The sequence below is a fragment of the Mesorhizobium sp. M0185 genome, from assembly GCF_040322175.1.
Classification (GTDB): Bacteria; Pseudomonadota; Alphaproteobacteria; order Rhizobiales; family Rhizobiaceae; genus Mesorhizobium.
Map to the genome: position 1 here is coordinate 50,419 of NZ_JAMYSY010000008.1, position 13,292 is coordinate 63,710.

At 63.1% G+C, this 13,292-nt stretch carries 13 protein-coding genes; 5 read left to right on the plus strand and 8 right to left on the minus strand.

Annotated features, from left to right (window positions below):
• Positions 1-85: 85 nt before the first annotated feature.
• Genes ispH through rnhA form a run of 3 tightly spaced genes read left to right on the plus strand, consistent with a single transcriptional unit; the run spans position 86 to position 2,594 of the window.
• Positions 86-1,090 (plus strand): 4-hydroxy-3-methylbut-2-enyl diphosphate reductase, encoded by a 1,005-nt coding sequence (ispH, locus tag NKJ20_RS08875; protein ID WP_352449880.1) that lies wholly within the window; start codon positions 86-88, stop codon positions 1,088-1,090.
• Positions 1,091-1,095: 5 nt separating this feature from the next.
• Positions 1,096-2,058 carry a homoserine kinase gene (locus NKJ20_RS08880; protein WP_352743610.1) on the plus strand — a complete coding sequence of 321 codons (963 nt, stop codon included), beginning with the start codon at positions 1,096-1,098 and terminating at the stop codon, positions 2,056-2,058.
• A complete protein-coding gene (gene rnhA / locus NKJ20_RS08885; RefSeq protein WP_352476676.1) occupies positions 2,055-2,594 on the plus strand; it encodes a ribonuclease HI in 540 nt (179 codons plus the stop codon). Before NKJ20_RS08880 ends, rnhA begins: the two co-directional genes overlap by 4 nt.
• 18 nt (positions 2,595-2,612) lie before the next feature.
• Here the strand turns inward: rnhA and NKJ20_RS08890 are convergent, their stop codons facing one another.
• The 3 genes from NKJ20_RS08890 to NKJ20_RS08900 all read right to left on the minus strand — a co-directional run bounded on the left by NKJ20_RS08890 (position 2,613) and on the right by NKJ20_RS08900 (position 4,629).
• Positions 2,613-3,092 carry a DUF2938 domain-containing protein gene (locus NKJ20_RS08890; protein ID WP_352743612.1) on the minus strand — a complete coding sequence of 160 codons (480 nt, stop codon included), beginning with the start codon at positions 3,090-3,092 and terminating at the stop codon, positions 2,613-2,615.
• Between the two features lie 147 nt (positions 3,093-3,239).
• Positions 3,240-3,740, minus strand: a complete 501-nt coding sequence (locus tag NKJ20_RS08895) for a peroxiredoxin (protein ID WP_352589027.1) — start codon at positions 3,738-3,740, stop codon at positions 3,240-3,242.
• An 82-nt stretch (positions 3,741-3,822) separates the two neighbouring features.
• Positions 3,823-4,629 carry a protein-disulfide reductase DsbD domain-containing protein gene (locus NKJ20_RS08900; RefSeq protein ID WP_023674146.1) on the minus strand — a complete coding sequence of 269 codons (807 nt, stop codon included), beginning with the start codon at positions 4,627-4,629 and terminating at the stop codon, positions 3,823-3,825.
• Positions 4,630-4,776: 147 nt separating this feature from the next.
• Between NKJ20_RS08900 and NKJ20_RS08905 the strand changes: the two genes are divergently transcribed.
• Positions 4,777-5,385, plus strand: a complete 609-nt coding sequence (locus NKJ20_RS08905; RefSeq protein ID WP_352743715.1) for a YqgE/AlgH family protein — start codon at positions 4,777-4,779, stop codon at positions 5,383-5,385.
• A 23-nt stretch (positions 5,386-5,408) separates the two neighbouring features.
• On the opposite strand, the gene NKJ20_RS08910 is transcribed toward NKJ20_RS08905, so the two are convergent.
• The 4 genes from NKJ20_RS08910 to thrC are packed head-to-tail and all read right to left on the minus strand — an operon-like array spanning position 5,409 to position 11,616.
• Positions 5,409-8,297: an EAL domain-containing protein gene (locus NKJ20_RS08910; protein WP_352743614.1), complete on the minus strand. Its 2,889-nt coding sequence runs from the start codon at positions 8,295-8,297 to the stop codon at positions 5,409-5,411.
• A gap of 2 nt (positions 8,298-8,299) precedes the next feature.
• Positions 8,300-8,896, minus strand: coding sequence for a GNAT family N-acetyltransferase (locus tag NKJ20_RS08915; protein ID WP_352449873.1), 597 nt, complete (start codon positions 8,894-8,896; stop codon positions 8,300-8,302).
• Positions 8,897-8,911: 15 nt separating this feature from the next.
• Positions 8,912-10,204: a M16 family metallopeptidase gene (locus NKJ20_RS08920; protein WP_352456896.1), complete on the minus strand. Its 1,293-nt coding sequence runs from the start codon at positions 10,202-10,204 to the stop codon at positions 8,912-8,914.
• A 14-nt stretch (positions 10,205-10,218) separates the two neighbouring features.
• Positions 10,219-11,616 (minus strand): threonine synthase, encoded by a 1,398-nt coding sequence (thrC, locus tag NKJ20_RS08925; RefSeq protein ID WP_352743616.1) that lies wholly within the window; start codon positions 11,614-11,616, stop codon positions 10,219-10,221.
• A 128-nt stretch (positions 11,617-11,744) separates the two neighbouring features.
• Here thrC and NKJ20_RS08930 point away from each other — a divergent pair, with 128 nt between their 5' ends.
• Positions 11,745-12,443 carry a hypothetical protein gene (locus tag NKJ20_RS08930; protein WP_023674152.1) on the plus strand — a complete coding sequence of 233 codons (699 nt, stop codon included), beginning with the start codon at positions 11,745-11,747 and terminating at the stop codon, positions 12,441-12,443.
• A gap of 38 nt (positions 12,444-12,481) precedes the next feature.
• Here the strand turns inward: NKJ20_RS08930 and NKJ20_RS08935 are convergent, their stop codons facing one another.
• Entirely contained in the window at positions 12,482-13,171 is a 690-nt protein-coding gene (locus tag NKJ20_RS08935) for an HAD family hydrolase (RefSeq protein ID WP_352743618.1), read from the minus strand.
• Positions 13,172-13,292 lie beyond the last annotated feature (121 nt).

Sequence of the window (13,292 nt, forward strand, 5' to 3'; positions counted from 1 at the left end):
GGCAGGGCCGCGCACCTCATTTCGCGCCTTGAGCTCAGAAGTCATAGTCCGATCAACCGGCCTACAATCAGCGTAAGATGCAATCATGCTTCAGACCAAGCCGTCGCTGACCATCCGGCTCTGCCAGCCCCGCGGTTTCTGTGCGGGCGTTGACCGTGCCATCCAGATCGTCGTGCTGGCGCTGAAGAAATACGGCGCGCCGGTTTATGTCCGCCACGAGATCGTGCACAACCGCTACGTCGTCGAAGGGCTGCAAAGCCTCGGCGCGGTGTTCATCGAGGAGCTCTCCGAGATCCCGCCCGAGCATCGCCAGAGCCCGGTCGTCTTTTCGGCGCATGGCGTGCCGAAATCGGTGCCGGCCGACGCCCAGTCCCGCAACCTGTTCTATCTCGATGCGACTTGCCCGCTGGTTTCGAAAGTCCATAAGCAGGCGATGCGCCATCAGCGGCTTGGCCGCCACGTGCTCTTGATCGGCCATGCCGGGCATCCGGAGGTGATCGGCACAATGGGCCAGTTGCCGGACGGCGCGGTCACTCTGATCGAGACCGAGGCCGACGCCGCAAGCTTCGTGCCCGCAGACCCGCAAGCGCTCGGCTTCGTCACCCAGACGACGCTGTCGGTCGAGGACACCGCCGGTATCATCCGCGCCCTGCAGCAGCGTTTTCCCGAGCTGCACGCGCCGGCGGCGGAATCGATCTGTTACGCCACCACCAATCGCCAGGAAGCGGTCAAGGAAACAGCGGCCGGCGCCGATCTCTTCCTGGTTGTCGGCGCACCCAACTCCTCCAACTCGCGGCGCCTGGTCGAAGTGGCCGAGCGCGCCGGCGCCTCGATGTCGCTTCTCGTGCAGCGCGCCTCCGAAATTCCGTGGAATGAGATTGCCGGCATTTCGACGCTCGGCCTGTCGGCGGGCGCCTCGGCGCCGGAGATCATCGTCGACGAGATCGTCGATGCGTTCAGGCAGCGCTTCGACGTGACCATCGAGCTGGCCGTGACGGCGACGGAGACGGAGGACTTTCCGGTGATGCGGGTGTTGCGCGATGTCGAACTGACGGCTGCCGACATGGCCTTCGTCAACGGGGCCGCGTAGCAACGATGGCGGTCTACACCGACGTCAACGAGGGCGAGCTCGGCGCATTCCTCAGGAACTATCCGGTCGGCGACCTGTTGTCCTACAAGGGCATCGCCGAAGGCACCGAAAACTCGAATTTTCTGCTGCACACCAGCAGCGGCTCCTACATACTGACGCTTTACGAGAAGCGCGTCGACAAGGCTGACCTGCCGTTCTTTCTCGGCCTCATGGCCCACCTCGCCAGAAAGGGCATTTCGTGCCCGCTCCCGGTCACCGCACATGATGGCGGTGTGATCGGAACACTTGCCGGCCGGCCGGCGGTCATCATCACCTTTCTCGAAGGCCTGTCGCTGCGGCGGCCGACGGCTGCGCATTGCGGCGAGGTCGGCAAGGCGCTGGCGGCACTGCATCTCGCCGGCGCGGATTTTCCGATGACCCGCCCCAACGCCCTTGCCATCGATGGCTGGCGCAAGCTGTGGAATGCCGCCCGCGCCCGCGCCGACGAGGTCGAGCCGGGACTGGCGGCCGAGGTCGATGCCGATTTCACCGATTTCGAGCGGAACTGGCCGAACGGTCTGCCGCAAGGCATCATCCATGCCGATCTTTTCCCGGACAATGTGTTCTTCCTCGGCGAGAAACTGTCCGGGCTGATCGACTTCTATTTCGCCTGCAACGACCTCTACGCCTATGACGTTGCCACGTGCCTGAACGCCTGGTGCTTCGAGAAGGATTTTTCCTTCAATCTGACCAAGGGCACGGCGCTGCTTGCCGGCTACCAAAGCGTGCGGCCGTTGAGCAGTGACGAGAAAGCTGCGCTGCCGATGCTGGCGCGCGGCTCGGCGCTGCGCTTCATGCTGACCCGGCTCTACGACTGGCTGACGGTCCCGGACGGCGGGCTGGTGATGAAACGCGACCCGACCGAGTATATCCGCCGGATGCGCTTCCACCGGGCGATCAACTCTCCTTCCGAATATGGACTGACATGACCAAGCGCGTTGAAATCTTCACCGATGGTGCCTGTTCGGGCAATCCCGGGCCTGGCGGCTGGGGCGCAATCCTGCGCTTCAACGGCGCAATCAAGGAGCTCCATGGTGGCGAGGCTCTGACCACCAACAACCGTATGGAACTGTTGGCGGCCATCTCGGCGCTCAATGCGCTCAAGGAGCCTTGCGTCGTCGACCTTTATACCGACAGCAATTACGTCAAGGACGGCATTTTCGGCTGGATCGATGGCTGGAAACGCAACGGCTGGAAAACCGCTGCCCGACAGCCGGTGAAGAATGCCGAGCTGTGGCAGCAGCTCGACGCTGCGCGCAACCGCCACCAGGTCACCTGGCATTGGGTCAAGGGCCATGCCGGCCATCCTGAGAACGAGCGCGCCGACGAATTGGCGCGGCTCGGCATGGCGCCATTCAAGACGAAGTCGGCGAAACCCGTGCTCGCGTCCGTGCCGCCGAAGGAAGGCACCCAGTCCAGGCAATCGGCGGCCAAGAAGGTTCGGCGCTCGACCCAGAGTTATTGATCCGGTTGAACTGGCGTGTCAGCGGATCAGAAGGGCGGTGCCGAACAGTCCGATGGCAAACACCGTATGCGACACAAGATTGAGGGCGCGGACCTGCATCGGATTGGGCCGCTTCGAAGCGGCCCAGCCGGCGCCCATGCCGGGCGCCAGCAGAAACCACCCGGCGCCGACGGTGACGATGCCGAGCATAAAAGCCGGCAGGAAGGTCGGCGCGGTGAGCCAGGCCGTTCCGGCCAGCACGACCAGTATGACGCCGTAGACGATGCCGACAGCATAATGAAAGGCCCAGCCAAGTACTGATTCATGCGGGCAGGGCGAGGCCTCGCCAATGTCGTCATGGAAGACCTTGCCTTCCCTGAGATGACAGACCCAGCGGCCGACCAGCCCCCAGTTCGGCCGCGGTTGAGCAAACACCTTGCTCAGGAAAATCGCCCAGACATCCATAAGCGCGGTTGCGCCGATGCCGATCGCGACGCTGCGCCACAAGATGTCGGACATAATCGAGGTCCCCAAAAGCAAGCAGTCCCGAAGGGCCGACACATGGCCCCGAAAACCGGGTCGGCTTTCGGAAGAATCATGCGCCGATGCAAAAGTCAGCGTCCTTTGGACGCTGAGCGCTCGAAGGCGCCCGCCGCCGTCCCAGGCCTATGCTGTCGCCAGGACGGAAAGCTGTCCGAGAATGTGAGCCGCACCGGACTCGTCGACGCCGGGCTTTGTCTCGACATTGAGTGCGGTGACCTTGCCGTCATCGACGATCATCGAAAAACGCCTTGAGCGCAGCCCCATGCCGCCGCTGGAGAGGTCGGCGTCGAGGCCGACCGATTTGGCGAAATCGCCATTGCCATCGGCAAGATAAAGGATTTTGCCTTCACCGCCGCTGAAGCGGGCCCAAGCCCCCATGACGTGAACATCGTTGACCGAGACAACGGCGATAGTGTCGACGCCGCGCGCCAGGATGGCGTCGTAATTATCCAGGTAGCCGGGCAGATGATTGTTGCTGCAGGTCGGCGTGAAAGCGCCTGGAACGCCAAACAGCACGACCGTCTTTCCTGAGAATATCTCGCCCGTCGTGATCGGCTTTGCACCGTCGGCGGTCATTGTCTTGAAGGTCGCATCGGGCAGTTTGTCGCCAACGGAGATCGTCATGATGGTCCTCGCTTGGAAATGGAAGGGAGTGTCCTTGCGATAGCGAATTAAGGCGCGCCCGGCAACCGTCCAGACGTTGGCATCACGGGAATGGCAACAGGCCTTCGACCGCGCCTGCGGCGCTTGTCAGTGTGTAGTGCAGGCCGCCATCGGTTGGCGTTGTCGACGGCCTGTCGAGGATCGGCACAGTAAAGATCAGCTTGCCATCCTTTTCGCTGCGTGCCGGGGCACCGAACATGTAGTCGCGTTCGCCGGCAACGAAGAAGTCGGCGCCCTCGGGGCTGCCCGGAAAGCTCGCTTCGACAATCAGCGTTTCGTGGTCGCCCGGCAGTACGTTTATGCCGAAATCGGGCGTTGCCGTGGCGGGCAGGGTTGCAAGGCCCGCCTTGACCAGTGCCGCATCCTCGGCGTTGTCGGGATCGGCGCCGGGATCGACGGTCAGCCTTGTCTGCACCGGGATGCAGATGGTTTCGCAAATGCCGAGGAAGATGTCCGCATCGATGACGGCCGGCTGGCCGGGCGCGGCAAGCGTGAACGTCACCGGCAACGAAACCGGGTGGTCGTAGCCGGCCCATTTGCCATAGCCGTCGTCATGGCGCTGCGGCGGCGGAAACGAAAGCGTCGCGTCGGCAATGTTGGTGCTGGCCGAGACGTCGATCTGTGGCGGCACGCCCGCATCACCCGGATCGCGCCAATAGGTCTTCCAGCCGGGCTTCAGCGCAATGTCGAGGACGCCCTGGAGACGCCCGGCCTCGTCGGCCTTGCCGCTCGTCACCAGCCGCACCCTGCCGCCTTCGCTGTTGTACCAGGCCGACGAGGAGGCTGAGGCGGGGAAGCCGGTCGCCGATCCAATGGCCACGCCAAGCAGCAGGATTTTCAAGCTTTGCATGGCGATGATTTGATCGTCCGTTGATGGCCGCACAATGATTTCATGACGCCGCCGGCATCATATTTGCGTGACCTTCGGCTTTTGAGCCTGATCAAATCGGGCGCCGCCCATCTTTTCGACGCCCCGGAAACGCGTTACGCTGTGGCCATGGATTTGTTGCGCCATAAAAGGACGGCCACAGGACCCGGCTTTCTCGACGACCAGTTCCTGATTGCCATGCCCGGCATGAAGGACGACCGCTTCACGCGCTCCGTCATCTACATTTGCGCGCACAGCGACGAAGGCGCGATGGGGCTGATCATCAACCAGACGCAGCAGATGCTGTTTCCGGACCTGCTCGTGCAACTCGGCATCATGAACGAGCTGGAGGCAATTCGCCTGCCGCCGCCGGCGCGCGACTTCGTCGTGCGCAATGGCGGACCGGTGGATCGCAGCCGCGGCTTCGTTCTGCATTCGGGCGACTACCGGGTGGAATCCTCGCTCGCCGTGTCCGACGATGTCTGTCTGACCGCGACCGTCGACATATTGCGCGCCATCTCCTCCGGCCGCGGACCCCGGCGGGCGCTGATGGCGCTCGGCTATGCCGGCTGGGGTGCGGGCCAGCTTGAAAACGAGATCGTCGAGAATGGCTGGCTGACTTGCCCGGCAAGTGCCGAGCTTCTGTTCGACGCCGACATCGATCGCAAATATGACCGGATCCTCGCCTCGATCGGCATCGATCTTGCGCATCTCAGCCTGGCTGCCGGTCACGCCTGAACCTCATTACGTCCTGAAACTTGTCACGCTTGGGTCAACGGATACTGTTCCTTCAGCGTCTTCAGCACCTGGTCGCCCGGCATCGGCGCGCCGAACATGAAGCTCTGCACGTATTCGCAGCCCATCTGCCGCAACTCCAGCGCATCGCTCTCGTCCGAAATGCCTTCGGCGACAACCGACAGGCCGAGTTCATGCGCCATGTTGACCATGGATTTGAGCAGCACCGCACGTTTCGGCGTCGCGTCGTCGACGAAGCTCTTGTCGATCTTGATAGTGTCGAACGGAAAGCGCGTCAGATAGGCCAGCGATGAATAGCCGGTGCCGAAATCATCCAGCGACAGGCCGATGCCAAGCTGCTTCAGCTTGGTCAGCACATGGGCGGTCTGCTCGGGATTGTCCATCACCAGCGATTCGGTGAGTTCGAGCCGGAAGCAGCGCGGTTTCAGGTTGGCTCGCGCGATGACCGAGCGGACGTCACTGACCAGGTCGCGGCGGATGAGCTGACGGCTGGACAGATTGACCGAGACCGACAGCGGCGCATCGCCGATCTGCTTTTGCCATCCCGCCAGGTCTTCGGCAGCCTGCTGCATGGCGAACAGCCCAAGCTGCACGATCAGGCCGCAGTTTTCGGCGACCGGAATGAAATCCGCCGGCGGGATCATGCCGCGCCGCGGATGGTCCCAGCGCAGCAGCGCTTCGAAGCCTGCGACGCTGCCGTCCTCCAGCCGCACGATCGGCTGGTAGGCAAGCGTGAATTCGCGTCGTTCGATGGCGCGGCGCAGGTCGGACTCGAACTGCAGCCGGTCGGTGCCGACGGTGCGGAAGGCGGGACGGAACGGCTCGATCCGGTCGCCGCCGAAGCGCTTGGCCTGATGCATGGCAAGCTCGGCATCCTTGACCATGTCCTCGGCCGAGGTCTGCGTGGCGGTCCAGGTGATCAGCCCGATCGAGGCCGTCAGCACGATCTCGCGCTTGGCGAAGGTGATCGGGTTGTTGATGGCGTGCTTGATGGCATCGGCAATGGCCGCGATGCGGGCCGGATCCTGCTCCGACAAAAGCATCAGCGCGAACTGGTCGCCGGCAAAGCGCGACAGCGAATCCTTCGGCTTGAGCAGCCGGTGCAGCCGCCGCGCGATAGTCAAAAGGATGGTATCGCCGGCCGAGATGCCGAGCCCGTCATTGACCTGCTTGAACCGGTCTATGTCGATGACGAAGACAGTCGGGCGCACCTTCTCTTCGGTGCGGGCAATCGAAATGATCGCCTCCAGCCGGTTCATGAACAGCTCGCGGTTGGGCAGGCCGGTCAGATTATCGTGCACGGCGTCATGTAGCAGCCGTTCCTCGGATTTCTTCTGCTCCGTCACGTCGACCATGGTGCCGACGCAGCGGATGACCTCGCCGTCCGAGCCGATCACCGGCCGGGCGCGCAACGAAAACCAGTGATAGTGCCCGTCGGCGCCGCGCAGGCGGAAGTTTTGCGACACCCGGCCGCGCCGGTGCTCGAGCACCACGTCGAGTGTCGTGCGAAACGTGTCGCGGTCGTCGGCATGCAGCACCGGCAGCCAGTTGCGGGCAGGGCCGCCGAGGCTGTTGGGGGCAAGACCGAGCTGAATGCTGACGTCGGGACGAGTGACGACGCGGTCGCGCAGCACGTCCCAGTCCCACACAGTATCGCCCGATCCGGCAACGGCCAGCGCCTGCCGCTCAAGGTCGGAGAACAGGCCCTGATGCAGCGCGCCGCCGGCAAAAGCGTGCTGCATCACGGTGAAGCCGATCAGCAGGATGATGAGGATCAGCCCACCGCCCAGCGCCGGCTGAGCGATATCGTTGTCCAGCATGCCGGTGATTGCCATCCACGATCCGCATAGCCACAGCAGAACCATCACCCAACTGGGCACCAGCATGATGGCGCGGTCGTAACCGCGGATACCGAGGAAGATGATCAGGCCGAGCCCGGTCAGCGCGGTGGCGGCGAAGGACAGCCTGGCAATGCCGGCGGCAACCGCCGGATCGATGATGGCGACACCGGCGATCAGCACCAGCCCGAGAATCCAGGCCAGTGCGCCGTAGCTGAAATGGCCGTGCCACCGGTTGAGGTTGAGATAGGCAAACAGGAACACCACGAAGGTCGCCGCAAGCGCCACCTCCGTTCCGGCGCGCCACATCTGCTCATTGCCCGGTGAGATTTCTATGATCTTGTTGAGAAAGCCGAAATCGACGCAGATATAGGCAAGCACCGCCCAGGCTAGGGCCGCCGTTGCTGGGAACATCGAGGTCCCCTTGACGACGAAAAGAATGGTCAGGAACAGCGCCAGCAGGCCGGCAATGCCGATGACGATGCCACGAAACAGCGTGTAGGAATTGACCGAATCCTTGTAGGATTCAGGGTCCCACAGATAGACCTGCGGCAGCTTGGGCGAGGCGAGCTCGGCGATGAAGGTAATCACCGTTCCCGGGTTCAGTGTGACCCGGAACACGTCGGCGTCGGGGCTGGTCTGGCGGTCGAGCGCAAAGCCTTCGCTGGGCGTGATCGCGGCGATACGGGTCGAGCCGAGATCCGGCCAGAACAGGCCGGAATTCACCAGCCGGAAATGCGGTGCGACAATCAGCCTGTCGAGCTGCTGGTCGGTGGTATTAGCGAGCGCGAACACCGCCCAGTCACCGGTCGAGCGCGCATCATTTGCCTCGACCTCGATGCGCCGCACGATGCCGTCCGGGCCTGGCGCGGTCGACACCTGAAAATTCTCGCCCTGGTTCCGGTAGATCAAGACGGCGCCCGAAAGATCGAGCGCAACGTCGTCGCGGGCGATCTTGATCGGTTCTACGGCAAACGCCGAGGATGCCGCGCAGAGCGTGACGATTGCCGCCAGCATAAAGGCAAGCAGCGACCCGTTGCGCAGAAAATTCGTCAAAATCAGCCCTTTGTTCCAACGCCCGGCGGATCGTCCGCGATTCGGGCGTATAGGTAATGGTCCTGCCAGATGCCGTTGATCCTGAGATAGGATCGTAGCAGTCCTTCGCGCCGGAATCCGGCTTTTTCAAGCACGCGGATCGACCGGGCGTTATCGGGGATACAGGCAGCTTCGATCCGGTGCAATCGCAGCGTTTCGAAGGCGAAACGCGTCACCACTTTGACGGCATCGGTCATCAGGCCGCGTCCGCTGAAGCGCTCGCCGATCCAGTAGCCGATATGGCCGCTTTGGGCGACCCCGTGGCGGATATTGCCGAGGGTGATACCGCCGGCCAGCTTGCCGCTGCTTTTCTCGAAGATGAAGAAGGCGATCGCCGTCCCCTGCGCGTAGTCCTCGCGGTAGCGGCCGATACGGTGCCGCCACGCCGTGCGGTCGAGTTCGTCAGGCGTCCATCGCGGCTCCCACGGCTCGAGGAAGGCGCGGCTTTCACTGCGCAGCACCGACCACTCGCGATAGTCGTTGGTCAGCGGTACGCGCAGCGTGACAAGCTCGCCCTTCAGTGCCGGCAGGTCGCGGCGAAAGAAAGGGAGCGCGAACACGACGCTCGAATAGGCTTAGACGGCAAGCTTACGGGCAGTGGTCTGCGTGCCCGAAAGCGAATCGAGGATTGCCTCATAGGGCGCGAGCGTACCCACCGGCCCGACGGCTGTAAGCGTCGGCTTGGTCGAAAAAAGCCGGGACGACAGATCCGTCAGCCGCTCGACAGTCAACGCCGCCAGCCGCTCCATCAGCTCTTCCTTGGCGATCGGCCTGCCGAACAGAAGCAACTGCCTGGCGATCTGCGAGGCGCGGCTGGCCGGGCTCTCGGCCGACATGATCAGCCCGGCGCGGTATTGGGCACGCGCCCGGTCAAGCTCCTCCTGCAGGATGTTTTCACCGGCCTTTTGCAACTCGTCGATGATCACAGGCACCAGCTCGGCAATATCGCTTTGTCCGGTCGCCGCGTGGACCCCGAAGACGCCCGTGTCGGAAAAACCCCAATGGAAGGCATAGACCGAATAGCACAGGCCGCGTTTTTCGCGGACTTCCTGGAAAAGTCGCGACGACATGCCGCCGCCCAGGATCATCGACAGGACCTGGGAGGCATAGAAATCGCGGACGTGATAGGCGCGGCCCTCGAAACCCAGCACGATCTGGGCGTCCATCAGGTCGCGGTCCTCGCGAAAATCGCCGCCGACATATTGCGCATATTGCGGGACGGTGCCGTCGGCCTTGCCGCGGAAGCCGCCGAGACGCTTTTCGACCTCGCGCACGAAATCGTCGTGCTTGATGTCGCCGGCTGCCACCATCACCATGTTCTCGGCGCCGTACTGCCGTTCGATGAAGTCGTGCAGCTGCTTCGAGGTGAAGGATTTGACGGTTTCCGGCGTGCCAAGAATCGAGCGGCCGATAGTCTGGTGGCGGAAGGCGGTCTCGGTAAAGTGATCGAAAACGACATCGTCGGGCGTATCGTGCGCGGCGCCGATCTCCTGCAGAATTACATGCTGCTCTCGTTCCAACTCCTGCGGATCGAATTCGGATTCCTGCAGGATGTCGGAAAGGATATCGACGGCCAGCGGCACGTCGTCGCTCAGAACCCTTGCATAATAGGAGGTCGTCTCGACGCTGGTGGCGGCATTGATCTCGCCGCCGACGTCCTCGATCTCCGAGGCAATCTCGAAGGCGCTTCGCCGCCTGGTGCCCTTGAAAGCCATGTGCTCGAGCAAGTGCGCCATTCCGTGCTCTTCGTCACGCTCGTTGCGTGCGCCCGACTTGACCCAGGCGCCAAGGGCAACAGATTCGAGGCTTGGAAGGGTTTCGGTGGCGACTGTCAGGCCGTTCGACAGACGGCTTACCTCAACACCCATATGGCAATTACTCCCTAACGCGCCGCCCGCGTGTGGCGGCCGAGATAATCTTCCACCATTTTCAGGTCGGATGGAAGTACCGTGTATTTTTCCTCGGCGCTCATCAACCCGCCTAGCCATGCAGGCAGGGCAGGCGACACGCCGCTGGCGGCTTCGACGGCGGCGGGAAACTTTGCCGGGTGCGCAGTGCCCAGCACCACCATCGGCACCTCACCCGCAGCCTTGCCGGCGGCCACATGCACGGCCGCGGCCGAATGCGGGTCGAGCAGATAGCCGCTCGCCGCAAGTGTGGTGCGGATGGTGGCGGCGACCTCGTCCATGGTGGCGCGGCCGGCGTCGAATTCGGAGCGGATCTTGGCGATTTCGCCGGCCTCGATGGTGAAGGCGCCGGACTGCTTGAGCCCGTTCATGTAGCGCCGCACGGTCGAGGCATCGCGGCCGGACGCTTCGAACAGCAAGCGTTCGAAGTTCGAAGACACCTGGATGTCCATCGAGGGCGACGTGGTCGAAAAGACCCCCTTCATGCGGTATTCGCCGGTCGCCAGCGTGCGCGCCAGAATATCGTTGTCGTTGGTGGCGATGATCAGCCGTTCGATCGGCAGCCCCATCTTCTTGGCGGCATAGCCGGCGAAGATGTCGCCGAAATTGCCGGTCGGCACGGTGAAGGAAACCGGCCTGTCGGGCGCGCCGAGCGACAGGCCGGACGAGAAATAATAGACGATCTGGGCCATGATGCGGGCCCAGTTGATCGAGTTGACGCCGGACAGCGATACCCGGTCGCGAAAACCGTGGTCGTTGAACATGGCCTTTACCAGGCCCTGGCAGTCGTCGAAATTGCCTTCGATCGCCAACGCATGGACGTTTGCGGCGGTCGAGGTCGTCATCTGCCGCTGCTGTACCGGCGAGACGCGGCCGTGCGGGAAAAGCACGAAGATGTCGGTGCGGTTGCGCCCGGCAAAGGCATCGATGGCGGCCCCTCCGGTGTCGCCGGAGGTGGCACCGACAATGGTGGCGCGCTGGTCGCGCTCGGCCAGCACATGGTCCATCAGCCGCGCAAGAAGCTGCATCGCCACGTCCTTGAACGCGAGCGTCGGGCCGTGGAACAGCTCCAGCACGAAGCTGTTCGGCCCGGTCTGCACCAGCGGGCAGACGGCCTCATGGCGGAAGGTCGCATAGGCTTCGCGCACCAGCCGTTCGAACACTGGCGCCGCGATCTCGCCGCCGAGGAACGGCGACAGCACACGGATGGCAAGATCGGGATAGGCAAGGCCGCGCATGGCGCGGATCTCGGCTGCGGAAAAATGCGGCCAGGCGCTCGGCAGGTAGAGCCCGCCGTCGCGCGCCAGTCCGGCCAGCACCGCGTCGGAAAATCCAAGCGCGGGCGCTTCCCCGCGGGTACTCACATATTGCATCGTCACGTTTCCATTGCTGCCGGGAATTTTCGCCCGCCGCGAGGTGGTGGATTTCTGCGCAGGCTCAGTCGCATTTTTGCCGCGCGGTTGATATACGTCACCGGCTTTGCGAGAGGGAAGTGCAGTTCATGGCGTTTCATTCATTCAACGGTCGTTTTGTCGCGGGTCTGGCGCTCGCCGGCTTTATGCTTGCCGCCGCAGGTTGCCAATCGAGCGACAATGGAATTCTCGGCTTCGGCAAAAAGGATACAACACCGCCACCGCCACCCGATCCCAAGGTGCTTTCCAGCCAGCTGCAGGCCTATTGCCCGAAAGTGACGTTGCGGGACGGCACCGCCTTCTTCAATACCTACGCCAAGAGCGGTCCGAAGCCGAAGAAAAAAACCGATGTTGCCGCCGAGGAAGCCGCCCAGCCGGCAGCGGACGCGGCTGGCGCCGATCAGCCGGACGATTCCGCCAAGATCATCTATCAGGCCTCGATCACCGATGTGACCCGCGACTGCAGCCGCGCCAACGGCTCCTTGTCGATGAAGATAGCCGTCGCCGGCAAGGTCGTGCCTGGCCCGATGTTCACCCCCGGGACCATCACCATGCCGATCCGCATCGCGGTGATGCACGGCACCGAAGTTCTCTATTCGCAGCTTCACTCCTATCAGGTCCAGGTTACTGATCCTTCGAGTGCCACGCAGTTCGTCTTCACCGATTCCAACGTCGTCGTTCCGGAGCCGACGGCGAAGGACTACCAGGCGTATGCCGGGTATGACGAGGGCGCTCCGAAAGTAGCGACAGACAAGCCGAGGAAGAAGAAAGCCGCCGCGACCAACTAAGCCGCTGCATTCGCGCCACGGCGGTTGGAGGCGGCCTCTCAGACGTCCGCCGACCATTCCGACAGCGCGGCGATCACGCTTTTCAGTTCCGCCCAGCGGCGGATGACCGTTTCCGCGCCGGCCTCGGTCAGCGCATCGGCGTGGCCGGGATAGCTGTGCGCCGCGCCGGTGAAGCCGATGACGCGCATTCCCGCCGTCTTGGCGCCGGTGACGCCATGCACCGAATCCTCGATGACAAAGGTGTTCGCAGGATCGGCCTTGAGCTTTTCCGCGGCGAACCGAAACACGTCCGGCGCCGGCTTGGATTTCCCGGTCGGGGTTTCCAGCGAGGAAAAGATACGGCCGGCAAAGAACGGCAAAAGCTGCACCTTCTCCAGCATGAATTCGATTCGCTCCGAACGCGAATTCGAACAGACGCAGCGCGGCACTGCTACCGCGGCGACAGCCTCGTGCGCCCCGTCGATGGCACGCACGTCGCTGCGCAGCCGACGATCGACCAGCTGTTCCTCCTTGTCGATCAGCGAGGCCTGGAACGGGATCCGGGACTTTTCCTCGACCCGCATCATGATGTCCTTGAAAGTCAACCCGGCATAGACCTCGGAAATCTCCTCGGCCGATATCTCGTAGCCGGCCGAGGTCAACAGCTCGGCATCGATCCGCGCGGCGATGATTTCGGAATCGACGAGCACGCCGTCGCAATCGAAGATGACAAGGTCTGGCTGAGGCATGGTGATCCGGAAAGCGGGATGAGGGGAATGCCGAGGCCCTTTGGTCCAAACGGCTCAGGCGGCGCGGCATACACCAACAGGCCGTGCTTCGCAAATTCGGCGGGCTGCTTCACTGAATATT